This is a genomic window from Streptomyces sp. NPDC088157 (assembly GCF_044741545.1).
Lineage (GTDB): Bacteria > Actinomycetota > Actinomycetes > Streptomycetales > Streptomycetaceae > Streptomyces.
This window is the reverse complement of the sequence record NZ_JBIUSU010000005.1, coordinates 734,512-760,407: the sequence shown is the minus strand read 5'-3', so window position 1 is coordinate 760,407 and position 25,896 is coordinate 734,512. Positions and strand designations below refer to the sequence as shown.

The window sequence follows — 25,896 nt, the reverse complement described above, 5'->3', positions numbered from 1 at the left end:
CGACCTATTGTTCACCCTCATCCTTACGAATGAAAGTGAATGTCAGACCGCCACTGCCGCCGACTTCTCCACCGCTTCCTAGAATGCTAACGGTACCCTTTGCGTTCACCTCCGCTGCTACCTCAACTTGCTCGAGTCTATAGTTCCCGACCTTTTGTCGCGCACTTGAGAGTGTCTCCTCCAACGCGTCTACGAACGCATTGATTCGCTCCCTTAGCGCGCTGACCGGAATGTCTTCTCGTACCAACTCCACGTCGCCACGCCATCGGAAAGAACGCTCTTCTCCGGCGGCACCGATAACCGAGACTGTGCGCTCCTCTGTCATCACGAGATCCCTTCTGAAGCTGGGTACTCCACACAGATATCCCCGTCAGCATAAGCAACGTAAATCAATCCGAGTGGATTTTTATATTTGCGCAGCAAGGCCTTCCTGCTATGTCGGAGGGATCCGCTTAAGGAACCTCCCGACAGAAAGCACCTGTAAAACTCCTTGGAAAAGAAGGCGGCCACAGCATCAGGCACAGCAGCTTCGGTACCAATGAACCCAGCATATCCTTCACTTTGGAAGAATTCGGGGAGTGACGCTCCAGTCAATGGCTCAACAGCAGCACTTGAGCAGGCATTAAGAAAGATAAGAGGAAGATTAGGTGCAGCTCCAACGGGTCTACGTAGACTCAGGACTACTGATCGCTCCATAAGTTTTCCCAGAGTCACATCGATGCGCCCCATCTGGATTCCCCTAAGACGAATGGTTACGTCTGACGGAGAGTTCACGTTACTCGAACAATGGCAGGCAAAATGCAGTACGTGAGCATCGAACTCACCTGGTGGACACCGCTCACGCAAAATCTCTGCAAGAATCTGGTCGAGACTACCAACCTCACTAGACGGCCAGGTCCCGAGCAAAGTCAACCGTGAGCCATGACTTTGCAGTTCCATTTTCTCCGCAGCTGTCTCGGTAAGTGAAACTTCCTGGAACACCCCCACCTTCAATCCTGCCGAGTTGGGAAGACAACTAATCATTGACTCTCCTTTTCGGCAAAGCGGAAGACAGGCCACGGGTGCGCCTCTAATGTGGCGTCGTACGTTCGTCGCGTACCCCAGGAAGCGTCCAACTGTTTCGGTTAAAGAATCATCATCGGTGACAGGAGGGCGGGGGTCCGCCGTCCGGAAAATCGGCATTAGCTCCATGGGAAGCACAGCATCCTTGTCGCATACCAATTGAACGTCTGGGGTAATTTCGCTATTTTCACTAACGGCTGGCAACAATTGATGCATGATGTTCATGAATTCCACTACCTGGCCCCCAAACAGGATGCGGAGAGAACTCACGCCTGCTGTGTACACTTCGGATAGACCGGCCTCGACCTCAACCCACTCAGGCTCCAACTTGAAGTGCAGATTCCTGCGCATTTTATTCACAGCTTCCTGAAATCGCTCACGCGCCTCAAGGAGAGCATTGTGTCTGAGCGGAAATCTAGCAATCTCCACGTCTTCATCGCCGATACTGCGGCGCACGTACAGCATAGGTTCGGCGCCCGAACAGATTTCGAAAGCAATGGAAGGGCCGGCAGGCGGCAACATAGTCATTCCTCAGCACTGACGATTAGATGGAATCGAACGACATGCACCAATTTCGTGTGCTGATAGATAGCCACCCAGGCTGGGTAATTCCCCGTGCGAGAGGGAGTGTGAAGTTCAAAGTCGCATACCGCAGCACCCTGTTCTGTCTGAATCGGCACCTCTTGGCGACTTGGGCTAGCAATTAAACCATCAATTTCCGGGATCACGGCAAATCTGGCATGCTGACCAGCCTTTCCTGCAACTGACATCAATTCCCACCGGGAGACGCTGTTTTCAGGTTCGTCGGTGCTCAGACGGACACGCAATGTGTAATTCGTCCCTGGATTCAGCGTAATTCCACACGGGTCGGCCTCCAATCTATTGCCCTCTACCTTATGAACTGCCACCTCAATATAGCCTTTGAATGCAATATTCTCTGGACCTTGGAGAGATTGTTTAACACTGGCGCCGATTGTAGTGGCGATGAGACCCGCTAGCCCAAAGAACTCCGCGCCTCGAAAGCTCTGAGCAATTTTGCGCTCTACCACACCTCCTACGGATTCGGAGAGATTAGCTTCAGCCTCTCTCAGTCGCTGATCCATGATGTCGGACCATTGGTCCGCTTCCTGGAATAGGACAAACGGCTCTACGGCCTTCTCGGTAATCCGTTGTGCCTGCCTGTCCAAATTTCCAGTCACGAATTCCTGGCAGCAACCAAAGATCGCTGCCCAGGCAATAATTTCGCTCCTTTGATTCAGCCCTCCAAACCCCGGAATGAAGTCAGCCTCCATTAGCATCAACCCCAGGATGGCACAAAGAGCACCCATAGGAATTTTGAGAACGGTGCACGTGAATGGCAGCATGGAAATTTGCACGGTTCCTTGAAAACGCCTGAGTGAGGCAGGCACAAGTGCCATGGCCCCGGCAACGCCAGCAATTTCCACCACTCCGATATCACCTGCGCGAGGAACACTGCTAATTGGACAGGCGATACGACCCTCGGACTCGAAACAGAAGTCCAAGATACTGGGATGTAATACACCTACCAGTGTAATAGCACAGATCGTCAGCGTCAGGAGGAGAAGCATGGTCTGTAGCAATCGATTAAAAGTCCGCACAGATGCGTAACGGCGCAGGCGTGAATCATTTGCTCCGCGCAGCGCCGTGATCGCAATTTCACGATCGATAGGAACCTTTCGAATGCGGCGTTCGTTCAGCATTTCATTGAACGATTCTCGGAGAGGTTCAATCGGGGATAGGTTCTTGCGCACCCGGAAAGTAATTTCGGGAACGAGGGATTCGAATCTATCGTCACTAGCTGCATGAAGAAGGTTAATCTCGGCGGCGTCAGTGAGTGCCACTACATGTTCTTGAGACCTCCCGGTCAACGCCCGGGACCACATCCACTCGTCGCTACCCTCGACCTCACGCGTTGCCTGATCAAGGTGATCCATTGCCTGAGAGATTTCACGCCGATTCTTACCTTTTGCCGATTCCTCGTTGATCTCCTTGGCCAGGTTCCGCAGCGTGATAATTCTCTTCCCTGCCAGTCGACGCCACGAGCGAGTCGTACGCCCCACCTCGAAGTCGCCCAATGACTCCGGCGCTACCCTTTCAATGGATTCAGGCATACGACGATCGTTCCACTACGTTCAAGATTTGTAACCGTTTCCTTAAAGCCGCTACTGCAATCGAATGACGCGTGTGATGCTTGCCCACCGAATGGAGCAGCTGCGGTCGCTTCCTCTCTGTAACCGCTCTGCGTAATCACTGCCAGAGAGTCGAGCTCGGGTTACCGCTGCCAGGCGGGACGGCCCGAAGCTGCAGACGGCCCATGGGTGCCTGCTGATGATCTAGATGAAACGCTTGATGCGTGAATGCCATGCCGAGTGGCTAACGATCGCCCGGGTAACGGCGCAGGCTGCCGAACTCTCCGCATCGAGTTGCGGCGTGAGCATTTCGTCACTTGGACATGAATCTAGTACGTGTCTTTGGTTTGGTCTGAGATGCTAGGTGCATCACGCGAAAGGGGCGGCGTTCATGCAGTGGAAGACCCATGGTGAGCGACAGATCTACACCAACCCTTGGGTGAATCTGTGTCTGGTCGACGTCCAACAGCCTGACGGGCGCAGGTGGGAGTACCACGTCGTTCGCCTGCGGCACCTGGCCGTGGCTGCCGTGGTCAACGACCGCCAGGAGGTGCTGATGATGTGGCGGCACCGCTTCATCACGGACTCCTGGGCCTGGGAGTTGCCCATGGGCCTGGTCGAGGAGGGCGAGACTCCCGAGGAGGCAGCAGTGCGCGAAGTCCTGGAAGAGACAGGCTGGCGTCCTGGTCCCATCAAGCCTCTGATCTACGCCGAGCCGGCCAACGGGATCACCGACTCGCAGCATCACGTCTACCGTGCGGACGGGGCGACTTACGAGGGTCCGCCCACGGAGAAGAACGAGTCCGACCGCATCGAGTGGATCCCCCTCAGCGAGATACGGGGGATGATCGACCGCCGCGAGATCGTGAGCAGCGGATCCCTCGTCGGCCTCCTGTACGTGCTCATGGACGAAGCGATCCGCTGACCGGTGGGAGGAGTTCCCGTAGCCGCGCCTCGAAGGCCAGGGCTACGGGCTCCTGCCTGTGTGGGGCCAACTGGTCGTAGAACTCCCTGAGGTGGCCTGACACCCGCTCCGAAGCCACCGCCGATGCGGACTCCAGGGCTTGCGTGGCGGTGTGGCACGCCTGGTCGAGCTTGCCTTGGTGCAGCTGCGTGCGAGCCAGCCAAAAGGCATGGAACGCGCGGCCTCGCTGGTTGTTGCGGGCTTCTCGGCGTAGGGCGTCCGCGATCAGCGGTTCAGCGGTCGCGGCCTCACCCAGTCGGCCGTGTGCAATGCCCGTGTCCACGATGAGCTTCGGTTCGTCGAAGTAGGCCACCCATGACGGGTCTGGGTCGGTCGCCTGGATCTGCTCGAACTGGTGGTGCGCTTCCGTGATCGCCCGGTGAGTGGACGTCTGGCTGCCGAGCGTGGCGTGGGCGAAGGCTTCCCGCATAGAGAGCATCGACAGAACGCGCGGGGTGGTGTCGACGGCTGAGCGGGCCTGGTCCTGGGCGGCGGTCACGAGTGCCAGGGAGTCCGCGGGCTTGTCCTGGTAGGTCGCCTGCAAGCTCATGCAGGCGAGGACGTTGGCCATGAACTGGCGGTCGTCGATGGCCTTGGCGAGTTGCAGGGCCTCGGTGAAGTAGGCGCGGGCCTGGTTGTACTGGCGGGCGTCGAAGTAGGTCCAGCCGGTGAGGCGTGCAAGCTCGGCCGCGATTCCGTACAGGCCGTTTTGGATTGCAGGGAGCCGGCTTTCCTTGAGGAGTCCGACCACATACCTAAGCTGCCCAACGACGGCCGGCCTGAGAGCCTCCCCGCCGTGCTGGTCGTCTCGTCGCCAGTAGTCCTCAATGGAAGACCGGAAAGCAGCAAGTGTCGCTGCGCTGAGGTTGGTTCGCGTGGTCAGCGCAAGGATGCTGTCCACATCGGGGCCCGGCAGAGACGCGGGGGCCTGCTGTTCCGGCTCTGGCACTTGGGGTGCTTCGCGCTCGGTGACGATGAGAGCCTGAGGCGTCTCCCACGGGCGCCGGGCAAGCCCGAGCATGTGCCCTGGGATGCGCAAGCCGTCGGCGATCCGCTCGACGACGTCCATGTGGAGCAACTGGCGGCGGCCTGCAATGACTTCACCGACGCGGCTGGGCGTCAGCTCACATCGTCTCGCGATCATCGACGGATAGATGCCCGCTCTGGTCTTCACGAGCTGGAAGATCCTGCCGAAGTCCCGTACCCGGCACGCGTTGATCATCTCGGGATCGGTGAGCAGCCGGGCAGGTAACTCCTGCGGCCGGTCGGCGTCGGGCATTGGGCAAGCTCCCACACTGCGAGGGCTACGCAACGTCGCGGATTCTCTACTTCCCGCGATATTACCCAAGTTGGGTAATCAGCCTGACCTTTTGGCAGGGGTAGCCGGATCGCGATGCTCGTGTGCATGGCGAGCAATCAGCAGACCAGACCAGTCATCGGTGAACTGGCGAAAGACAGTGTCACCGGGCGCATCGGCGTTGTCATGGGTGAGATCGGTGGCCGCGTGCAGATGCGGCCGGTCCGTGGCGGCAAGGAGTGGGATGCCATGCCGGGCAGCGTGGTGGCACCCAGTGCGCGGGAGGAACTGAGCGCACGCCTGGCCGTGCGGAACAACGACAGTCAGGTCCCGCTGTGATGCGCGCCATCGGCCGGTATGCCGGGGTCCTGTTCATCATCTGCATCAGCGGTTCGTGCGGTCTGGTGATCGGCATGGCCCTGGGGACCGGCCAGTAGACCGGCCGCCTCGGACGGGTGCCGATCCGCCCGGCTCCCCGTCCCCGTCCGGGGCTGGCCTCCAAGCCCGCTTCCCGATCGTCTCTGAGCCGAGCTCGCCGATCAGGGCGGGTTGTTCGTGTCCTGCACCACCTCACCTGAGGAGATCGCACATGACGGCAACAGCGAACGATCAGAAGACCGGTCGCGCGGTGGCTGGTGAAGAGCTGTTCGAGAGCCTGACCCGCTTCGTGGTCATCCACGACGGCCAGTCTCCCGAGCGCGCTGAGCGGATCGCGGATCAGGCGGTCGCGTTCCTGGTCACGGCGGCCACTGCCACCGTTCCCATGGTCCCGTCCGACGACGTCGACTTCGGCCTTCACGCGCTCATCCTGCACACGAAGGAGTACGCCGGACTGTGCGAGCGGTACGCGGGCCGCTTCCTGCACCACAACCCGAAGCCAGGTGGAGGGAGCCGCGACCTGGAGAAGGTCGCTGCCTCGGCTCGTGCCATGAAGGCGGCCGGGTTCGTGGTCTTCGAGGACCTGTGGACCGTGGACGGCACGAACCTCGCGCAGTGCGACTCGGACTGCGGCCGACCGTACGGTCAGGCGTAGCCCACGACACCAGCGACGCGGCCGGCCTCGACTCGTGGTCGGCCGCGCTCGCCCGGAAGGAGAAGAGACCTTGTCCGGCCCAACCCCTGAACTGCCGATCGTGGTGCTCGACGCGCTCATGCCCACGACTCAGCGCATGGTCATCAATCGTCGAGGCTCCTCGGTGTGGGAGGTGGAGAGCCATCGGGGCCACTTCGCGGTGAAGCTCGGCTACCCGATCGAGGCCACGGCCGAGTGGCCCGCCCAGCCCTGGACCGCGCTCGCGCCCGCACGCGAGGGCGCCGTCCTGCATCGCCTCGGGCTCGACCAGGTCGCGTACGGCGAATGGGAGCGCGGTACGTGGAACTTTCAGCCGTGGCACGAAGGGCCGGACCTCTACAGGCTGTGGGAGCCATGCCGTAAGGCGGGCTCGTCCATCAAGCCGCACACCAGCGTGGCGCTGGGATGTGTGGAGGCCCTGGCTGATCTGCATGTGCGGGGCTGGGCTCACGGTGATGTGCAGCCCGCGCACTTCATCGTCGGGCCGGAGCGAACGCACCTCATTGACCTCGCCCTGGCCCAGGGCGGACAGGTCCCCAAGGGGTACGACTTCCCATTCCGCGGCTGCCTCGTCCACTACGAGGCACCGGAGATCGCGCGCAGCGTGCTCGAGACCGGGCAAGCGGAGCCGACGCCGGAAGCCGATATCTACGCGCTCGGGGCCTCGCTGCTCATCTCCGCCACGGGATGGCGGGCGGTCGAGTACCCGGACGACGCTCCACGCCCCGTGCAGCGAGAGGCAGTGGCCAACGGTCGACGTCGGCCCGTGAAGGTGCCCGGTGAGCTGGGCGAACTGGTCGACGCGATGCTCAGCCATTCGCCGGGGGATCGGCCTTCCATCTACGAGGTGGGCAAAGCGCTGATCTGATCCCGAAGCCCCAGCTCGTCTCGCGTCACGTGCGCGGACGCCAACAACAGAAGACCGGACCACCCTCAGCCTGGACAGCATTCCGGGTGGTCCGGTCGTGGAAGCCCTGATCAGGACCCCGGTGCCGATGGTACCGGGGCGGTCGGCGTGCTCGGATTCGGGTGCGGCTACAACCCCTGTCGGCTGTCGTCGAGTTGGAGAGGAGAGCGGTTGAAGCCCAACCATGGGAAGCGCGGTTCTGACCTGTGCCCCCGAAAGTCAGCCACGGCGGCGCGTGCGCCGAACGAGCACCCGTCACGTATGCCTCCAGCAACCCCGTACCGGCATCAGCCACGCTTTCCCGTTTCCGAAACGGCGGCCACCCAATCGGCGGGGTCGTGCTTGCTCGGGCTCAGCCCGGACCTGGCCGTCGTCTTGGTGCCCGAGCTGGGCGAGTTGCTTCCTGGTCTGGCTGCCTGCCTTGGCGGTGTTGCGCGCTGAGTGGCCGGGGGCCGGCGCAGCGGTGGCGGAGACAGGGAGCGGCGGCGGCCCGTGGCCGCCAGCGCGCGCGGACCGCCGTAGGCGGGCCGCCTTGATCCAGTAAAGAAACTCTGAACAGCACCGCAGCGCAGTAGTCGATCGACCTGGGAGAGGCGCGGATGCCGTGGGCAAGTCCCGGCGGTTCGAGCAAGTGCGGCACGGAACGACGGCACGGCAGCAAGCGGGGAGCGATGACCAAGCACATACCGGACAACGAAATGGGGTCGACCAGCATTCACGTCGGGGACACGGATCAGGTAGTCGCGCTGATCGAGGAGATGCGGGCCATGGTCGTCCGCCTCAGCAGGGAGACCAGGGAGCTGCGAGAGGAAGTGGCCCAGATCAGGACTACGGCTTCGGCTGCTGAGCTGCCTTCAGCTCCTCGACCTCACGTCGCAGTTCCTGATGATCAACGCTGAGAACACGGATTTCGTCACGTAGTGCGGTGAGTACTTCAGCAAGGGTGGTCCCGGCGTCTTCGGCCGCTTCGGTGGCGTCGGGCCCGCCCTCCCCCTGCCCTGCCTGGCCGGGCTTCTCGTCCTGGTTCGCCAGGTACCAAGCTGGAGCGGTGTAGTTCGCCGAGAGCTCCCCGCCGGCGCTGTGGTCTGCGACGAAGCTGCCACGCCCATGGATCGTGTAGATCAAGCCCTCATCACGCAACACATTGAGTGCGGACCTCGCAGTCATGTTGGCCACGCCGAAGCGCTCTTGCAGCTCGCGAATGGACGGCATCTGCTCACCCGGCTTGATCCGCCCCTGCAAGACGTCGCGCCGAAGCTCGTCGGCAGCGTGCTGATACGGCGGCCGGCGGTCCTGCTTGCTCTCTGGCGCGGGGCTCATGGCCCAAGAGTAGCGATTTCTAGCACCCCTAGCACACCCCACTGACATAGGTGGCCTATGTCAGCTGATACCTAGCTCACCCGATTCACTTGACACTGCTAGGTCAGCTATGTTCAATGGTGATCACGCCCCACCGCTCTGGTGGAGCGCAACCGAAAGGAATCAACTCCCATGGCACGCATCCGTGTTGGCCTGCTCCCCACCTCGTCGTTCATGGTCGGCACCCTGCCGGTGCCGAAGTACGCGGACCAGGAGAAGACGCAGTTCGCCACCGACCGTGAGACCGGCGCGAAGCTCTACACGATCACCGTCTTCTTCATGGAGGAGGACCGTGCCGAAGCTCTGAAGATCACCGTTCCGGAGACTGGCCTGCCCAACGGACTCCGGCCGGGTGTCCCGGTCATGCCGGTGGAGCTGTTCGCCACCCCGTGGGCGCGGATCTTCAACGGCTCGCTCTCGGACGGCATCGCCTACCGCGCGGCTCGCCTGGACCTGGCGGCCCCGGCCGCTGAGGCGGCGTGAGCGTCACCACCTCCCGGTCCGGCGCTGAGCGCAGCTACCCGCTGCCTCACGCCGGGCCGGATGCCCGGTTCACCGAATCACTCGTGAACTCGGTGGCGGCTGTGCTCGTCGGCTACGGCTATCCCCGCCTCGACGCGTCGGCGGATCGGGCGGCCCTCGAATCGGCCCTGGCGGCCTTCCTCTACAACCCGTTGGAGAGCCACAGATGAAGGACTCGAACGCCCCGGCGGAAGGGATCTTTGGTCAAGTCCCCCTCGTCGTCGCCCTGCCGCTCGCCGTGCTCGTCGGATGGGCGGCCTGGTGGGTCGTCCGCTACGTTCGCGCCGATGCCATGACGCGGCAGTCCATACGGCAGGCCATACGAGTGCGGTGGGGATGGAGGCGGCTCGCGCCGATGCTCAAGCTGGCGGCCACGGACAAGACCCCGACCGCGCTGGCGTCGCTGGCAAACACGAACGGCAAGCCCATCAAGCCGCGCGTCCTCATCCCCTCCCTGAAGGTCAGGCACGACGCGTACGGAGTGATCGCGCGGGCACAGTGCCTGCCTGGTGTTGGACTCCAGCAGTTCCAGAAGGCGGGCCCGCACCTGGCGGACGCCTGGCGGTGCACACGAGTGGCGGTCACCCAGGACAAGCCTGGGCAGGTCCTCATCCGGGGTGTGCGACTGGACCCGCTGAAGTTCCCCACTGAGCACCACCCCACGGGTGAGCCACCGGAGGAAACAGCCCGGTGGGATCTCGGCCTGGACGAGTACGCACAGCCCGTGTCCGTGAACCTCACGCAGGTTCCCGGCGTGACCGTGGCCGGCCTCCCCGGCTTCGGCAAGACCAGCCTGATCAACCGGCTCCTCTCCGACTGGGCACCCTCGCCCGCAGTGCAGTTCGCCTGCGCGGACGGCAAGGTGTCGGCTGCCTACGAAGGTGACTACGCGGACTGGGTCCAACGCATGTTCGCCTTCGTGGGCGACGACCTGGAGGAAGCCAACAAGCTGTTCCGGCACCTGGTGGAGCTCCGCCGCGCCCGTTCGGCGTCGGTGCGCCAGATGCTCGGGGTGAAGTCCATGTGGGACGTCGGCCCGTCCGAGCACTGGCCCCTGGTCGTGCTGATCGTCGACGAAGCCCACACCTACTTCCGCGACCACAAGGGCAGCGATCAGCAGACGAAGAAGCTGGCCGCGCTCGCCGCCGAGAACGCCCGGCTCGTCGAAGACCTGGTGAAGAAGGGACGGTCCGTCGGGCTGCTCGTCATCCTCACCACTCAGAAGTCCACCGGCGACGCGATCCCGACTTTTATCCGCGACGTGTGCCCCGTGGGTCTGAGCTTCGCCCAGAAGACCGCCGAAGCCTCCGTGGCCGCACTGGGCGAGGAGATCCGGGAATGGCCGGACGCCAACCCGATCAACCTCCAGGACCCCACCTACGTCGGCGTCGCGTCGATGAACCATCAGTCGCAACCCGGCTTCACCCGGATCCGCACGCCCTACGTGCCCGACGCGGAAGCCGCTCGCGTCGCCGAGCAGACTGCGTACCTCACCGCCGACCCCTCCGTACTCCTGGAAGCCTTCCTCGGCCTTCACTTGGCGGACGTGGACCTCACGAAGCTCGACGTCTGAGCAGACCGCCCTACCGCCCTCGCCCGCTCCCGTCGCCTCGGAGAGGAGGTGAACACTCATGACAGAAGACCGGATCACTCAGCGCATCATCACCGCCGTCATGATCGTCATTGCCGCGCTGGCGTTCGTCTTCTCCTTCGGCAATGTCTGGTCCCTCGCCCTGCGCCTCGGCGTCCCCGGCCCGATCGCACCGCTCATCGCCCCGATGGTGGACCTGTCCGTGGTCGGCCTCCTGGTCGCGCTCCGCTACCTCTCCCTGCGCGGCCTGCCCGCCGACCAGATGACGGCTGCCACCCACCTCATGCACTTCTCCGGACTGCTGACCCTGGCCCTCAACGTCGCAGAACCGATCGTCGCCGGACACTACGGCCGTGCCGCCGTCGACGCGGTGGCCCCGCTGCTCCTCCTTGGCTGGGGCTCCGTCGGCCCGCAGCTCCTGCGCGCCTTCCATAGCGTTGCGCGCCCCGCCGTACCGGCTCCCGTGCTGGACGAGATCGACTCGCAGCCCGAGACGGCAGCCGAGGCCTCCCGCCCTGCGGTGCCCCTCACTCTTCCGGCCCCGGCCCTGATCGCTCCTCAGATCGCCCCGGCTCCCGCTGCGCCTGCGGTCAAGGTCCCTGAGCCGCTGCTGACCGAAGCACGCTCCATCGCGACGTCCCACCACACCGAGCACGGCGAACCGATTACGGCGGCCCAGCTCAAGACGCGACTCGGGATCGGCCTGCCCATGGCCACCGCGCTGCACGCCGCTCTGTAGAACTCCACCCTTCCGCCGGCCTCTCCGGCACCTCCCACCGCCGCCCGCTCCTGGGCCCGATCTGCCATGCCTGCGGGCAGCAGCCCGAGCGCACTGAATCGCTGCTGCCCGCAGGTCTCACCCTCGTGCCAGAAGGGACACCCCGCCACCCATGCGCCGCCCCCTCGACCTGCGCCACGTCATCAGTCCCGGCCTGCGGGACCTGGTCGAACTGGCCAACACCGACGACTTCGACCGCGTGACGGAACAGGTCCGCGACCTTCGCGGCTGCACCAGCCCCGTCAACCTGCACGGCTGGACGGTCACCACCGACCAGACCACCAAGCAAGTGGTCCGCTCCTACCGCTCCGAGGACGAACCTTCCGGACGCCTCCTCACCACCTGCGGCAACCGCCGCGCCTCCCGCTGCCCCGCCTGCTCACGCCTGTACGCCGCCGACACCTACCACCTGATCAAGGCCGGACTGTCCGGCGGAAAGAACGTCGCCGAAGCGGTCCGCGACCATCCCCGGGCCTTCGTCACGCTCACAGCCCCGTCCTTCGGCCCCGTCCACAACCGCCCGACGACTGGCGCGGGCAAGATCCGCCCCTGCGCGTGCGGCGAGGTCCATCCTCAGGACGCTCCCGAGCTCGGCACTCCGCTCCGTCCGGCAAGCTACGACTACACCGGCGCCGTTCTGTGGAACGCTCACGCCGGGGCGCTGTGGGCACGCTTCACCACTTATCTGCGCCGCGCTCTCGCCGAGCACCTCGGCATGACACAGAAGGCGCTCAATGCCGCCCTCCGCGTCTCCTTCGCCAAGGTCGCCGAGTACCAGCAACGCGGCCTGGTCCACTTCCACGCGGTCGTCCGCTTCGACGGTCCCGACGGTCACACCACCTCGCCCCCGGCCTGGGCCACCTTCGACGCCCTCCGAGTCGCCGTCGGCCTGGCGGTAGAGCGCGCCCGGCTCACGGTCGAGTCGGACGCCGTCGGCGAACGCGTCATCCGGTGGGGCGACCGCTTCAAGGTGGATCAGATCTCCGCCCTCGGGGACGGCGAACTCACGGACGCCAAGGTCGCCGGATACGTGGCCAAGTACGCCACCAAGAACGCTGAGGGCGCGGGCGCCGTGGACCGCACCCTCGTATGCCGTCCCTGCGCCGGACGCGGCCACGTACGCGGCCCTGACGGCTTCCGCGACCTCTGCGCCGACTGCGACGGCACGGGGCAGGCCGAACTCCTCGCCGCCCTCCCGGTACAGCAGCACGCACGGCAGATGATCCGCACCGCGTGGGCCCTAGGCCACCTCCCCGAGTTCGTTGATCTCAAGCTCTGGAAGTGGGCGCACATGCTCGGCTTCCGCGGCCACTTCTCCAGCAAATCGCGCGCCTACTCGACCACCCTCGGCGCACTCCGCGACGTACGCCGTGCCTGGCGCACCGCCCAGGCCGAAGCCGCCCGCATCCGCGCCGGCCTCCCCGTCGACGACGAGAACACCACCCTCGTCACCGCCTCCTCGTGGACCTACCTCAGCAGCGGCTACCGCCCCGGCGAAGAGCTCCTAGCCGCCCAAGTCCGTCACGACATCGCCCACTCCCAACGCGCCAAGCAAGAAGGGCTGCTGCCTGCATGACGACGGCCGTGCTCACCGTGGACCAGGTCGCCGAGCGTCTCGGCATCAGCCGTTGGAAGGTCCACGACCTGATCCGCTCCCGCGAGCTCGCCTCCTTCAAGATCGGCCGCTGCCGCCGTATCAGCGAAGCGGCCGTGGACGCGTACATATCCCTCCGCACCGAACAGGAAGCCGCCTGATGGCCAAGCCGAAGAAGAACCCCAACAACGAAGGCACCATCTACCAGCGCAAGGACGGCCGTTGGGAGGGCAGTGCCTACGTCCTGACGACGGACGGCACGTACAAGCGACGCAGCGTCTATGGCAAGACATGGGAAGAGGCGCACGAGAAGCTCACCAAGCTCAAGGCCGATTCCCTCAGCGGTCTCCCGGTCGCCACCAACAAGATGACGATCGCCGAGTACCTGACGTACTGGCTGACGAACATCGCCCAAGGCAAGGTCCGCAGGACGACCTACGTCAACTACGAGTCCCTCGTCCGCAACTACGTCACCCCGGAATTCGGCAAGAAGAAGCTGGTCCGGCTCACCGCTCGTGACATACGCGCCTTCCTCGCGAAGACGGCAGTCACCTGCCAGTGCTGCGCACAGGGCAAGGACAAGAAGCGTCCGGAGCACAAGCGTCGCTGCTGCGCTCTCGGCAAGTGCTGCAAGAAGCTCCCGTCTGACCGGACCGTGCGCTTCCTGCTGGTGATCATGCGTGCCGTTCTCCAGCACGCCGTGCGTGAGGACGAGCTGCCCCGCAACGTGGCCCGGAACGTGGAGCTGAGCATGGGAACGAAGCGGGAGATCGAACCGCTCACGGTCAAGGAAGGGCGTCAGCTCCTGACGGCGGCTCGGGAGAACCGGCTGTGGGCCGCGTACGAGCTGGCGGTCCGCATCGGCCTACGACGCGGGGAGCTGCTCGGGCTGCGCTGGTCAGACGTGGACCTCCTTGAAGGCGTCCTCACCGTGCGGCAGGCCCTTCAGCGAGTCGGCGGAGAGCTGCTGATCGTCGCCCTGAAGACGCAGCGCTCGGCCCGTCGCGTGGCTCTACCGGCCGAGTGCGTGACCGCGCTCCGGGCTCAGCGCGCCCAGCAGATCGCCGACCGGAAGGGAGCAGGCAACAACTGGAAGGGGACGGGCCAGGGCCTGGTCTTCACCACACGCAACGGAACCCCCATCGAGCCGCGCAACCTGAACCGATCCTTCGAAGCGCTGTCCGTCCGGGCCGGCGTCCGCAAGGTCCGCTTTCACGACCTGCGGCACACCTGCGCGTCGCTCCTCCACGAACAGGGCGCGGACGCCCGCATGATCATGGAAGTCCTCGGCCACAGCTCGATCCGCGTGACCATGGACATCTACACCTTCGTACGGCTCGACTCGCAGCGCTCGGCCTTCGATCGCGTCGGGGATGCCCTAAGGAGTGACGGCAACGACCCTGACGAAGACGACGGCGCGGCCGGTGCCCCGGTAGCCGTCTGATTCGCTCCCGAACCCGGTTGCCGTCAAACACTGCCGTCAACGCAAAAACCAGAGGCCCTAAGGATTGATCCTTAGGGCCTCTGGTCTGCTGTGCACTCGGCAGGATTCGAACCTGCAACCTTCTGATCCGTAGTCAGATGCTCTATCCGTTAAGCTACGAGTGCTTGTTTATTCGGTTTTTCTGTCTTTGCTCTCGGCCCTTCCGGCCCGCTCGCGGCGACAGGAAGAACATTACATGACTGCCGCCGACATGTGAAATCCGTTTGCCATACCGCTTGTGAGCTGCGGAAACGCCTCTCTGAGGGTCCGTGAGGGGCCGGCACGCCGAGCGGAGGGAACGACGAAGCCCCGGTCGGGTGGACCGGGGCTTCGGTGATCACGCGGAGGCGGAGGGATTTGAACCCTCGATGGGATTGAAGTCCCAAACCGCATTAGCAGTGCGGCGCCATAGACCGGACTAGGCGACGCCTCCAGCACAACCGCTCGCGTGTGTGCGAGTGGTGCGTGCAGATGATGACACAGTCGAGCGGCGTGTCACCAATCGCCGTCCACGGTACTAGGCAGGTGGGCCGCAGGGCAAAGCGCTTGTCATGGCGCAACGTCGTCGGGCGTGTGGCGTTAGTCCTGTCATGTTTCAGGTCACCCCGCTCCGAAGGCTCGCCGTCGCCGCCTCCGCCGCCTGCACCGTCGTGGTCGCCTCTTCGGCCACCGGGCCCGTCACCGCGTACGCCGGGACAGCCGAAGCCGTCACAGCTCTCGCTTCCGGCACCGCCGTCACTCCTCTCACCCCGCTCGGCAGCAGCGCCTCGCTCGCGCCTCCGCCCGTCCGGGAGGAGGACCGGGTCTCCGGTGATCACCTCACGGTCACGGTCCGCCATGCCGGCGGGCGGGCGGACGGGACGTTCGAGGTGTACTGCCACCCGGAGCGTGGCAGTCACCCGGACGCGGGAAGCGCCTGTCGCACCGTTGACCGCAACACCCGGTGGGGCAGAGACGCCTTCGCGCCCGCGCCCAGCGGCGGTGTGTGCACCATGCAGTACGGCGGGCCGGCCACCGCCCATGTCACGGGCCGCTGGGCCGGGCGCCCGGTCGACGCGACGTACGACCGCAGCAACGGCTGCCAGATCGAGCGGTGGGACCGGCTCGTGCCGCTGCTGCCCGATCTGCGTCCGGCCACCCGCTGACGCGCGTCCGCCGCCCGCCGCCCGCCGCCCGCCGCCCGCCGCCCGACACGACCCGTATCGGTCTTCGTCTCCGCCCCCGACCCCGGCCCTGGCGCCGGCTCCGGCCCCTGTTCCCGTCCCGGCCCGTGTCCCTGTTCCCGGCCCGTGTCCCTGTTCCCGGCCCCGTTCCCTTCCCTGTTCCCGTTCCGGTCTACGGCTTCCTTTCCACTCCGGTCGAGCGGGTACAGGAGGTTCGTGGCGGAAGCACCGGTTCCGTAAAGGTCGCGCGAAGGTCTCGCGCAGTCGGAGGGGGCGGCGGGGCAGGCGCAGAAGGGGGTCGGCCTGCGCAGGGACGGGCTACGACAGGTGAGGACATACGTTCTGTGTCACTTCGTCGTGCGAGCTCCCTCTCATCCGGCGCCGCCGACGGGACCCCAGCCCTTAGACTCCCTCGCGTGACACGCTGCGGGCCGGTTGGCAAGATGGCCCGAACGGTCGGCAAGGTGCGGTAACAGGGAGGAAGCGACTCGTGAGCAGCAGGCCATCCCGAGGCGCTGCTCGCCTCGCAGCCATACTCGACGCGCTCCCCGATGCGTTGGTGCTGGTCAACGCCAACGGGACCGTCGTCAACGCGAACACCATCGCGCTCGAGGCCTTCGAGACACCGGGTACGGCTCTGGTGGGGCGGGGGCTGCTGGATCTGCTGCCGCAGTTCGACTCCAAGCTCATCCCGGGGTCCATGCGGCGGCCCGATCACATGGATCCGCGCGGCCGGACCAAGCCGACCCGGATGGTCGCGCGCCGCACCGACGGCTCCGAGTTCCCGGTCGAGGTCACCAGCGCCAACCTGGAGAACGGCCAGCAGGCCTACGACGGCTACGGCTACTCCTCCGCCTCCGACGAACTGCTGATGCTCGTCGTACGCGACCTGTCCGGCACCGTCGACACCGAGGCCGAGCTGGCGCGGTCGCAGCGGCAGACCGAGATGATCCTGCGGGCCGCGTCCGAGGGCGTCGTGGGTACCGACACCGACGGGCGGATCGTCCTCGTCAACCCGGCCGCCGCCCAGATACTGGGTTACCGGGCGAGTGATCTCGGCGCCAAGGAGCTGCACACCCTCGTGCTGCACTCGCGCGCCGACGGCTCGCCGTTCCCGTACGACGAGTCGCCGCTCGCCGACACCCTGCGTTCCGGGCGCAAGCACCGGGTGCGCGGGCAGGTGCTGTGGTCCAAGAGCGGGGACCGGGTCGCGGTCGATCTGACGACCGCGCCCGTGCGGGACGGCGACCAGCTCGTCGGCGCCGTCATGACCTTCACCGACCGGCGGCCCTTCGACGCCCTCGCCGAGGAGAAGGACGTCGTCGAGAAGCGGCACACGGAGGAGTTGGAGAAGCTCTCCGAGGAGCACGCCTCCGACCTCACCGCGCTGCGCCAGCAGCACGTCACCGAACTCGAGGAGCTGCGCGAGCGGCACGAGGAGGCGCTCGCGGCCGGCGAGGAGCGCTACGCCGCGCTCGCGGAACGGGAGAAGGACCGGTACGAGGCGCTCGCCGGGCGGCACGAGCAGTTGCTCACCCTGCTCGGGGGCTCCCTGCGCGGCCCTCTGGACGAGCTGCGCCGCGAGCTGGCCGCGCTCGCCGCGGACGACGCCGGTCAGCTCTGGCCCGAGGCCAACCAGGTGCTCCACCACCTGTCGGCCGGTTACTCGCGGATCACCACGCTCATCGACAACGTCCTCGGCTACCAGCGTCTCGACACCGGGTCGGAGGTCATCGCCCGCACGAAGGTGATGCTCGACGCCGTCGTCGCCGCCGGTGTCGACGGCGCCGTGGAACTCATCGGCCCGGGGCGGGTGCAGTTCGCCGTGCACGCGCCACCCATCGAGGCCGAGGTCGACGCGCGGCTCCTCGCGACCGCGCTCGCGCATCTCGTGGCCGACGTCGCGGGCGTCGACGCCACCGGCAACGCGCCCGTCTCGGCGGGCGGTTACATGGACAACACGGTCGTGGTGGCGGCCGCCCAGCGGGGCGAGGTCGTACGCATCGAGGTGCGCGGCCCGTACGCCGGCGGCGATCCCGTGCACGAACCGATCGTGCGGGGAATCGTGCGGGCGCACGGCGGCGTGCTGCAGACGCACGAGGTGCCGGGCATGAGCGGCAGCGCGTACGTGCTCGAGGTGCCGTTGGGCGGTGGTGCGGGAGCCATGGCGGCCCCGGCGGTCTCCTCGGCCCTGCCGGCTCTCGCGGCCGGTACGGACGCCGCTCCGGCGTCCTCGGCGGCCTCGATGGAAGAAGTTCCGGGCGAGTACGGCGCCGGTGGGCGTCGGCGGGCCCGGCGGTCCTCCGTGGACGCCTTCCTGGAGAGCGACGTCCCCGGCGCCGAGGCCGGCGCCGACGCGGAGGCCGCGGTTCCGACCGGACGGCGGCGCAGGCGGGCCGCGGTCGCCGCGGCGGAGGAGATGCCGGGCGACGGGTCGCCCGCCCCCGACGAGGTGGAGGGCTCGGACGGCACGGAGGGCTCCGGCGGCACCGGGCGGCGGCGTGGGCGATCGGCCGAGGTCGCCGTCGTCGGGGCCGACGCGGGGATGGTCATGGGCGCCGACGCGGGGGTGAGCGAGGGCGCCGTCGTCACCGCCGCCGAGCACGCGGCGGGGACCGCGGCCTCCGGTACGGGACTTGGCGGCACCGTTCCGCCGCAGGGAGTACCGGCGCCGGACGGCCGGCGGGCCCCGCATGCCCCGGCCGTCCAGCAGCCCCAGAACGCGTTGCCACCCGCGCTGCCGGCGCTCGCGGGCTCGTCGGCCGAGGCCTCGGGGCCTGGAAACGGTAACGGTACGGCGACCAGCCCGGGTACGGATGCGGGTACGGGTGTCGGCACAGAGGCGGAGGCCGAGGACGGGCAGCCGACCGGGCGCCGACGGCGTGCCCTGGCCGCCGCGAACGAGCGCGCCGCCGCGCAGGAGGCGGGCCCCCGTGCGGTGTTCGCCCTGCCGCCCGCGGAGGCGGACCGGGTGACGGACGGTCCCGTCGGCACGGGTGCGGCCGGCCAGGCCCGGGCACTGGGGCCGATCCCGGTACCGGCATCAACTCCCGGTCCGATTCCGGGTCCGGGTCCGATTCCGGGTCCTGGAGCGGTTCAGGTGCCCGCTCAAGCTCAGGCGCCCGTTCAAGCTCCGAGTCCCGCGCAGGCTCTGGGGCCCGTTCAGGCTCAGGCACCCGTGCAGCGTTCCGCGGACGTTCCCGCGATCGATCACGGGCGCCACGACGCCGTGCCGCACGACCAGGCCGACGACCACACTCCGCCCCAGCCGCACCCCACCAGCGCCCCCACGGGCCGCCGTCGACGGGCCGTCGCTCAGCCTGCGGAGGCAGCCGCCCCAGCCCAGACGCAGCCGCAGGGCAATGGCGGCCAGGCCGTACCTGTGCAGGGTGGGGCAGCCCAGCAGCCTGCCGCTGCCGCTGCTCAGCCGGTTCCCGCGCCCGCGCCCGCCTTCTCACCCGTGCCCGTCCCTGGTCAGCCGGTTCCCGGGCAGCCCGTCCCCGGACAGTCGGCCGCGGGTCAGCCCATCCCCGCGCAGGCGGCCCCCGGTCAGCCGGCCGCTGGAGTCCACCCGGGCGCCGGCGCCGTACCGAACGCGTCCGGTCAGAGGCTGCCGCTCCCGGCCGAAGCGGCCCCGGCCTCCGCTGCCCCGCAGCCCGCACCGGCGGCGGCAACGCCCGGTGGAGGCACCCCGCTTCCGCCCGAAGCCGTGGGACAGCCACGGGTGGCACAGCCGCTGCCCGCCGAGGCCGCGGCCGGCCAGCCGATGGACCCCAACTCGACGCAGGGGCGGGCGATCAGCGTGCGCACCCTGGGTCAGGGCGTGCCCTTCACCCGGCAGGCCGCGCAGGTGCAGCAGGCACAGCAGGCACAACTGGTTCAGCAGGCACTGCAAGTTCAGCAGACCCAGCAGGCACAGCAGGCACAGCAGGCGCAAGCGATGCGTCACTCACAGCCGGCGCTGCCGACGGCGCAGTCCTCGGCGACCCCCGCCCCGCACACTCCCGGCGGGTCCGGGCGGCGGCGCAAGCTGGGCACTCCGCCCGACCCGGCGACGCGCCCCGAGCAGGCGGCACGTCCGCACCCGTCGGCCGAGCAGCCCGTCGTACCGCAGGTCCCGGTGGCGGCGCAGCCCGTCGCGGCCCCGGCACCGCCGGGCGCGGCGCCCACGCCCACACCCGGGTCGACGCCCGTGCCGCATCCCTCCCTCGCGGGTCAGTCGCGGCTCGTGCCCGGTGGGCCGGGGACCGAGGGTGCCGGGCGGTCGTACGCCATAGGAGCCCCGGACGAGAACGCCGCCGAGGGGCCCGAGCCGCTGGACGGGCCCGGTGGGGCCGTCGAGGTGGCGGATCACCCGCGCCCGCAGCCGCTGGACGACGAGCTGCCGCCGGAGCCGTTGGACAATCCCCGTCGGCTGCTGGTGTGGCCGGCGCCGGACGTCAACACGCAGCAGGCGCTCAGCGACCGCGGCTACCGGCCGGTGATCGTGCACTCGCGCGAGGAGGTCGACGCGCAGATCGCCGCCTTCCCGGCCGCGCTGTTCGTGGACCCGCTGACCGGGCCGATCACACGTACCGCGTTGCAGTCGCTGCGTACGGCCGCGGTGGCCGCCGAGGTTCCGGTGCTGGTCACGGCCGGGCTCGGGCAGGCGACCCGCGAGGCGGCGTACGGCGCCGACCCCGCCGTCCTGCTGAAGGCGCTCGCGCCGCGCGACAGCGAGCAGCATCCGCCGCGGGTGCTGCTCATCGAGGAGCACGCCGAGATCGCCCTCGCCCTGACCTCGACGCTGGAGCGGCGCGGGATGCAGGTGGCGCGTGCGGCGAGCGACGCGGACGCCGTCACGCTCGCCGGACAGCTGCGGCCGAACCTGGTCGTGATGGACCTGATGCAGGTGCACCGGCACCAGTCCGGGATCCTGGACTGGCTGCGGGCGAACGGCCAGCTCAACCGCACTCCCCTGGTCGTCTACACGGCCGCCGTCGACCAGGCGGACCTGCCGCGGCTGGCGTCGGGGGAGACGGTCCTCTTCCTCGCCGAGCGGTCGACGAGTGCGGAGGTGCAGAGCAGGATCGTGGACCTGCTGGCCCGGATCGGCACCAACTAGGACCTGCGGGCCGGGATCGAAACCAACTAGGACCTGCGGGCCGGGGTCGGGCCCCATCAGGACTGCGGGCCGGGACGCGTCCCGGCCAGGACCTTCACGAGCCGGCGCCGGCCGTCGCTAGGGCGCGACCATCCGCCGTGCCGCCTCCTTGATCGAGGCGCGCAGGCGGTCGCGGTCGGTGTCCTCGGAGCCCGCCAGGATGCGGCTCATCTGGGGCACGAAGGCGGCCCAGTTGGCCATCGCGATCAGCAGGAAGAAGAGGTCGCGGGCCGGGATCGCGTCGGAGATCACTCCCCGGTCCTGGCCGTCCTGCATGGCGGCGACCTTGAGCGCGTAGTGCTCCTGCCGTTCCGCCTCGTCGGGCAGCTCGGCGACGCCGTACTCGAAGCCCTCCCAGTGCAGGAGGCGCAGCAGCTCGGGATGGGCCGCGTGGTAGTCCATCAGCCGGTCGAGCCAGCCCTCGATGTCGTCCGGGTCCACGGGGACGGCGGCGGCGAGGTCCACCATGCGGCGGCCGAGGACCTGGGAGAACAGCTCGGCCTTGTTGCCGAAGTAGGCGTAGATGAGCTGCTTGTTCGCCTTGGCCTCGGCGGCGATGCGGTCGATGCGGGCGCCCGCGATGCCGTAGCGGGCGAACTCCGTGACGGCGGCGTCGAAGATCCGGGCTCGGGTGGCCTCGGGATCCCTGGTGGTTGCCATGGGGACATCGTAGCGAGGGAAGTAACCAACTAGTTGGTTGACAGGGAATTCAGGCTCGCCCCAGACTGTTCCCCCTCCGTTCCAACCAACTGGTTAGTTGCCGGGTAGCCAGCTGTCAGAGCCGGTCGAAGGAGTACCGCCCGCCATGCCGTCCCAAGCCACAGAGACTCACGAAGCCCGGAAAGACCTCGGAGACCACGGAAACCGGACAGCCCGGGAAACCCGGGAAACCCGGAAAGCCACAGAGTCCGGGCGGGCCGGTCGAACGGAACGCTCCGGTCGAACGGAACGGTCCCGTCGGACGGAACGGTCCGGTCGAACCGGTGAGGTGCGCGTCCCCTCGGTGGCCGCCACCGACCGCCGCGGGAACCTCCTCCTCGTCCTCATCGCTCTCTGCACCGCCGTGACGGCCGCCAACATCTACCTCGCGGCCCCGCTGCTCCCCCTCATCGCCCACGACTTCGGCTCGACGCCCTCGGCGGTGGCCTGGATCGCCTCGGTGGCCCAGTTCGGCTACGCGGCCGGGCTGCTCTTCTTCGCCCCGCTCGGCGACCGCGTGAACCGGCGCCGGCTGGTCGCCGTCCTCTCCCTGGTCACCACGGCGGCCCTGGTCGCCGGGGCCATGGCCACCGGGACCGCCGCCCTCGCGGCCGCCGTGCTCCTCGCCTCGGCCGCGACCGTCGTCCCGCAGCTCCTCGTGCCGCTGGTCGCCGAGCGCGCGCCCACCGACCGGCGCGCCCGGCACGTGGCCGCCGTCATCGCCGGGCTGTTCACCGGCATCGTCGCCGCCCGCGTCCTCGGCGGACTGGCCGGACAGGCCTTCGGCTGGCGGACGGTGTTCGTGGGCGCGGCCGCCCTCACCACGCTCCTGGGCCTGCTGACGGCAGCCGCCCTTCCCTCCGAACACCGCCGTCCGCGCGAGGGCCACCTCTTCGCCGGTCTCACCGCGATGCCGGGTCTGGTGCGGCGCTCACCCGACCTGTGGCGGGCCTGCGTGCGACAGGCCGGGATGTACGGCGCCTGGAGCGCTCTGTGGACCTCTCTCGCGCTGCTGTTGACCGGCGAGGCGTACGGCCTGTCGACCGCGACCGCCGGACTCTTCGGCCTCTTCGGACTGGCCGCCAGCGTCGTCGCACCGCTGGCGGGCGGCCTGGTCGACCGCTTCGGCGCCGCGAAGGTCGTACGCAACGCGTACCTTCTCGCCGCTGTCTCGGTCCCGCTGTTCTGGCTGGGCGGGCAGGTGCTCGTGGCGCTCTTCGCGGCCGCGATCGTGATCCACGCGGCTCTGGTCGCCTCCCACGTCGCCAACCAGACCCTGGCCCTGACGACCACCTCCGCCCCGGCCACCGCCAACAGCGCCTATGTCGTCGCGGGATTCGCCGGCGGCGCCACCGCCTCGGCCCTGGCCGGCCTCGCCTTCACCCACTTCGGCTGGGGAGGCGTCGTCGCGGTCGCGGGGGTGTGGCTGATCCTCGGGTGGACGACCACGGCCGTACGACGGTGAGGACGGCGTACGCCGGGCAGGGGCCGCGAGGTGCTGCCCCGCCCGGCGTACTCACGCGAACGGACGCGCCGGCCGTCGCGGCAGCGGCGGCGGCAGCGGCGGCGGCCGAAGGGCTGCCGCGAGGGCTGCCGCATCCACAGCGGAGCCGCGACGGTGCTCAGAGCCGGGTGATGTCCAGCTCCCCCTCCGCGTACTGCCTGCGCAGCACCTTTTTGTCGAACTTGCCCACGCTCGTCTTCGGGACCGACTCGATGATCGTCCAGCGCTCCGGGAGCTGCCACTTCGCGATCCGGCCCTCGGCGGCGAGGAAGGCGCGCAGGGACTCGAAGTCGGTGGTGGCGCCCTCCTTGAGGACGACCGTGGCCAGCGGACGCTCTCCCCACTTCTCGTCCGGGACGGCGACGACGGCGGCCTCGGCGACGTCGGGGTGGGACATCAGCGCGTTCTCCAGGTCCACCGACGAGATCCACTCGCCGCCGGACTTGATGACGTCCTTGGCGCGGTCGGTGAGAGTGAGGAAGCCGTCGGGGGAGATGGTGCCGACGTCGCCCGTCTTCAGCCAGCCGTCCTCGCTGAACTTGTCGGCGGGGCGCAGGGGTTCGGCGTCGGGGCCGTTGTAGTAGGCGCCGGCGATCCAGCCGCCGCGCACCTCCAGCTCGCCCGCGGACTCGCCGTCCCACGGGAGGCGTTCGCCGCCGGGTCCGGTGAGGCGGCCCTCGACGCCGGCCGGGAAGCGGCCCTGGGTGAGGCGGTAGCCGAGTTCCTCGTCGGTGCCGATCGCGTGGGCCGGCGGCCGGGCGATGGTCCCGAGCGGGGACGTCTCCGTCATGCCCCAGGCGTGGCAGACCCGCATGCCCAGGTCGTCGAACGCGGTCATGAGGGAGGGCGGGCAGGCCGATCCGCCGATGGTGACCTGGGTGAGGGAGGAGACGTCGCGCGGCTTGGCGGTGAGCTCGGCCAGCAGGCCCTGCCAGATCGTGGGGACGGCGGCCGCGTGCGTGGGCCTCTCGCTCTCGATCATCTCGGCGAGGGGGGCGGGCTGCAGGAAGCGGTCCGGCATCAGCATGTTGACGCCGGTCATGAAGGTCGCGTGCGGCAGTCCCCAGGCGTTGACGTGGAACTGCGGGACGACGACGAGCGAGGTGTCCTGGTCGGTCAGGCCCATCGACTCGGCCATGTTCACCTGCATGGAGTGCAGGTAGATCGAACGGTGGCTGTAGACCACGCCCTTGGGGTCGCCCGTGGTCCCGGAGGTGTAACACATGGCGGCGGCCTGGCGTTCGTCCAGCTCGGGCCAGTCGAAGGTCTTCGGCTTGTCCGCGATCAGCTCCTCGTACTCGTGCACGCGCGCGTGGGCGCCGTCGAGGAGCGAGCGGTCACCCGGACCCGAGACCACGATGTGCTCGACCGTGGGCAGCTTCGGCAGCAGGGGCGCGAGCAGCGGGAGCAGCGATCCGTTGACTATGACGACCTTGTCGGCGGCGTGGTTGACGATCCACACCAGCTGCTCGGCCGGGAGGCGCAGATTGAGGGTGTGCAGCACGGCGCCCATGGAGGGGATCGCGAAGTACGCCTCGACGTGTTCGGCGTTGTTCCACATCAGGGTGGCCACGCGGTCGTCGCCGCGGACGCCGAGGTCGTCGCGCAGAGCGTTCGCCAGCTGCACCGCCCGGGTACCGGCCTCGGCGAAGCTGCGCCGCTGCGGCTCGCCGCCCGTCCAGGTGGTGATCTGGGACCGTCCGTGCACCAGCACACCGTGCTCGAGGATGCGGGTCACGATCAGCGGTACGTCCTGCATGGTGCTCAGCACGGCGTCCTCCCAGGGCGGCGACATTGCCTACGCGGTGGTAACGGTTGTGCTGATTCTGCGCACATACCGCGCGGTATGTCACTAGGTGACGATGATCGATCAGGTCACGTTGAAGCCCGGGTCAAAACACCATGTCGGCGCGCTATCGAACAAGCACCAGCTCAGGGTCCTCACGCAGCTTGCCGAGCGCCCTCGACACAGCCGACTTCACCGTGCCCACCGAGACGCCGAGCACCTCGGCCGTCTGGACCTCGCTGAGATCCTCGTAGTACCTGAGGACGACCATCGCGCGCTGCCGCGCGGGCAGCTTCATGATCGCCCGCCACATGGCGTCGTGCAGCGCCTGCCGTTCCGCCGGATCGTCCGCCTCGGCGATCGGTTCCGGCTCCGGCAGCTCGTCGCACACGAACTCGTCGACCTTGCGCTTGCGCCACTGCGACGTACGGGTGTTCAGCAGGGCCCGGCGGACATAGCCGTCGAGCGCCCGGTGGTCCTCGATCCGCTCCCACGCGACGTAGGTCTTGGTGAGCGCGGTCTGCAGGAGGTCCTCCGCGTCGCTCGGGTTCGCGGTCAGCGACCGTGCGGTGCGCAGCAGCACCGGCTGACGGGCCCTGACGTACGACGCGAAGGACGGGTACGGAGAGGGCCGCGTCATTCCGTACGAAGCGCTGGTGCAGACGGGTGTGGTCATGACTCCACGCTAGGTTCGGGGCCGGCTCGGGCGGATCGGCCGCAGGTCCCGAAGCGAAGTCCCTCTCAGGTTGTAGGGGTGGTGCCCGCCCCACCTCCTGAAGGTGGAGGAGAGGGCGGCGACTACTACGGGATGACCCCTGGGTG

21 protein-coding genes and 2 tRNA genes are annotated in these 25,896 nt (G+C 67.7%); 14 read left to right on the top strand and 9 right to left on the bottom strand.

What is annotated here, in order from left to right; genetic code table 11:
* Window positions 1-324: 324 nt before the first annotated feature.
* Window positions 325-1,584 carry a CHAT domain-containing protein gene (locus ACIPFH_RS23540; RefSeq protein ID WP_401829047.1) on the bottom strand — a complete coding sequence of 420 codons (1,260 nt, stop codon included), beginning with the start codon at window positions 1,582-1,584 and terminating at the stop codon, window positions 325-327.
* Window positions 1,585-1,586: 2 nt separating this feature from the next.
* A complete protein-coding gene (locus tag ACIPFH_RS23535; protein WP_401829046.1) occupies window positions 1,587-3,194 on the bottom strand; it encodes a hypothetical protein in 1,608 nt (535 codons plus the stop codon).
* Between the two features lie 409 nt (window positions 3,195-3,603).
* Here ACIPFH_RS23535 and ACIPFH_RS23530 point away from each other — a divergent pair, with 409 nt between their 5' ends.
* Complete coding sequence (locus ACIPFH_RS23530; RefSeq protein WP_401829043.1) at window positions 3,604-4,137, top strand: NUDIX hydrolase; 534 nt, start codon at window positions 3,604-3,606, stop codon at window positions 4,135-4,137.
* Here ACIPFH_RS23530 and ACIPFH_RS23525 read toward each other — a convergent pair.
* The gene (locus ACIPFH_RS23525) at window positions 4,115-5,455 is read right to left on the bottom strand and encodes a hypothetical protein (RefSeq protein WP_401829041.1); all 1,341 of its coding nucleotides are present in this window, start codon (window positions 5,453-5,455) and stop codon (window positions 4,115-4,117) included. The two genes, ACIPFH_RS23530 and ACIPFH_RS23525, sit on opposite strands and share 23 nt — an antisense overlap.
* 114 nt (window positions 5,456-5,569) lie before the next feature.
* On the opposite strand from ACIPFH_RS23525, the gene ACIPFH_RS23520 reads away from it, so the two are divergent.
* The 3 genes from ACIPFH_RS23520 (at window position 5,570) to ACIPFH_RS23510 (ending at window position 7,413) form a co-directional block, all read left to right on the top strand.
* A complete protein-coding gene (locus ACIPFH_RS23520) occupies window positions 5,570-5,812 on the top strand; it encodes a hypothetical protein (RefSeq protein ID WP_401829039.1) in 243 nt (80 codons plus the stop codon).
* Between the two features lie 250 nt (window positions 5,813-6,062).
* Window positions 6,063-6,506: a glycine-rich domain-containing protein gene (locus ACIPFH_RS23515; protein WP_401829036.1), complete on the top strand. Its 444-nt coding sequence runs from the start codon at window positions 6,063-6,065 to the stop codon at window positions 6,504-6,506.
* Between the two features lie 70 nt (window positions 6,507-6,576).
* Window positions 6,577-7,413 carry a protein kinase gene (locus ACIPFH_RS23510; protein WP_401829034.1) on the top strand — a complete coding sequence of 279 codons (837 nt, stop codon included), beginning with the start codon at window positions 6,577-6,579 and terminating at the stop codon, window positions 7,411-7,413.
* Between the two features lie 867 nt (window positions 7,414-8,280).
* On the opposite strand, the gene ACIPFH_RS23505 is transcribed toward ACIPFH_RS23510, so the two are convergent.
* A complete protein-coding gene (locus tag ACIPFH_RS23505; RefSeq protein WP_401829032.1) occupies window positions 8,281-8,772 on the bottom strand; it encodes a GntR family transcriptional regulator in 492 nt (163 codons plus the stop codon).
* A 171-nt stretch (window positions 8,773-8,943) separates the two neighbouring features.
* Here ACIPFH_RS23505 and ACIPFH_RS23500 point away from each other — a divergent pair, with 171 nt between their 5' ends.
* From ACIPFH_RS23500 to xerC, 7 genes are all read left to right on the top strand, one after another.
* Window positions 8,944-9,294: a hypothetical protein gene (locus ACIPFH_RS23500; protein ID WP_401829030.1), complete on the top strand. Its 351-nt coding sequence runs from the start codon at window positions 8,944-8,946 to the stop codon at window positions 9,292-9,294.
* Complete coding sequence (locus ACIPFH_RS23495) at window positions 9,291-9,503, top strand: hypothetical protein (protein WP_401829028.1); 213 nt, start codon at window positions 9,291-9,293, stop codon at window positions 9,501-9,503. The genes ACIPFH_RS23500 and ACIPFH_RS23495 overlap by 4 nt, the downstream gene beginning before the upstream one ends.
* Window positions 9,500-10,906, top strand: coding sequence for a cell division protein FtsK (locus tag ACIPFH_RS23490; protein ID WP_401829025.1), 1,407 nt, complete (start codon window positions 9,500-9,502; stop codon window positions 10,904-10,906). The genes ACIPFH_RS23495 and ACIPFH_RS23490 overlap by 4 nt, the downstream gene beginning before the upstream one ends.
* A 58-nt stretch (window positions 10,907-10,964) precedes the next feature.
* Entirely contained in the window at window positions 10,965-11,663 is a 699-nt protein-coding gene (locus tag ACIPFH_RS23485) for a DUF2637 domain-containing protein (protein WP_401829023.1), read from the top strand.
* Window positions 11,664-11,814: 151 nt separating this feature from the next.
* Window positions 11,815-13,278: a replication initiator gene (locus ACIPFH_RS23480; RefSeq protein ID WP_401829020.1), complete on the top strand. Its 1,464-nt coding sequence runs from the start codon at window positions 11,815-11,817 to the stop codon at window positions 13,276-13,278.
* Window positions 13,275-13,457, top strand: coding sequence for a helix-turn-helix domain-containing protein (locus ACIPFH_RS23475; protein ID WP_132835788.1), 183 nt, complete (start codon window positions 13,275-13,277; stop codon window positions 13,455-13,457). Before ACIPFH_RS23480 ends, ACIPFH_RS23475 begins: the two co-directional genes overlap by 4 nt.
* Window positions 13,457-14,740, top strand: a complete 1,284-nt coding sequence (gene xerC / locus ACIPFH_RS23470) for a tyrosine recombinase XerC (protein WP_401829018.1) — start codon at window positions 13,457-13,459, stop codon at window positions 14,738-14,740. The genes ACIPFH_RS23475 and xerC overlap by 1 nt, the downstream gene beginning before the upstream one ends.
* A 91-nt stretch (window positions 14,741-14,831) precedes the next feature.
* Here xerC and ACIPFH_RS23465 read toward each other — a convergent pair.
* A tRNA-Arg gene (locus ACIPFH_RS23465) sits at window positions 14,832-14,904 on the bottom strand.
* A gap of 217 nt (window positions 14,905-15,121) precedes the next feature.
* Window positions 15,122-15,212: transfer RNA gene (locus tag ACIPFH_RS23460), tRNA-Ser, on the bottom strand.
* A gap of 157 nt (window positions 15,213-15,369) precedes the next feature.
* Between ACIPFH_RS23460 and ACIPFH_RS23455 the strand changes: the two genes are divergently transcribed.
* Window positions 15,370-15,924, top strand: a complete 555-nt coding sequence (locus ACIPFH_RS23455; protein WP_401829017.1) for an SSI family serine proteinase inhibitor — start codon at window positions 15,370-15,372, stop codon at window positions 15,922-15,924.
* 508 nt (window positions 15,925-16,432) lie between these two features.
* Complete coding sequence (locus ACIPFH_RS23450; protein ID WP_401829015.1) at window positions 16,433-21,046, top strand: PAS domain-containing protein; 4,614 nt, start codon at window positions 16,433-16,435, stop codon at window positions 21,044-21,046.
* Between the two features lie 117 nt (window positions 21,047-21,163).
* Here ACIPFH_RS23450 and ACIPFH_RS23445 read toward each other — a convergent pair whose 3' ends face one another.
* Window positions 21,164-21,745: a TetR family transcriptional regulator gene (locus ACIPFH_RS23445; protein ID WP_356246969.1), complete on the bottom strand. Its 582-nt coding sequence runs from the start codon at window positions 21,743-21,745 to the stop codon at window positions 21,164-21,166.
* A gap of 343 nt (window positions 21,746-22,088) precedes the next feature.
* Here ACIPFH_RS23445 and ACIPFH_RS23440 point away from each other — a divergent pair, with 343 nt between their 5' ends.
* Window positions 22,089-23,249 (top strand): MFS transporter, encoded by a 1,161-nt coding sequence (locus ACIPFH_RS23440; protein ID WP_401829012.1) that lies wholly within the window; start codon window positions 22,089-22,091, stop codon window positions 23,247-23,249.
* 157 nt (window positions 23,250-23,406) lie between these two features.
* On the opposite strand, the gene ACIPFH_RS23435 is transcribed toward ACIPFH_RS23440, so the two are convergent.
* Together ACIPFH_RS23435 and ACIPFH_RS23430 are read right to left on the bottom strand one after the other, a co-directional pair.
* Window positions 23,407-25,059, bottom strand: coding sequence for a long-chain fatty acid--CoA ligase (locus ACIPFH_RS23435; protein WP_401829247.1), 1,653 nt, complete (start codon window positions 25,057-25,059; stop codon window positions 23,407-23,409).
* A gap of 142 nt (window positions 25,060-25,201) precedes the next feature.
* On the bottom strand, window positions 25,202-25,750 hold the full coding sequence (locus tag ACIPFH_RS23430; protein WP_401829010.1) for a SigE family RNA polymerase sigma factor: 549 nt from the start codon (window positions 25,748-25,750) through the stop codon (window positions 25,202-25,204).
* Window positions 25,751-25,896: the final 146 nt, after the last annotated feature.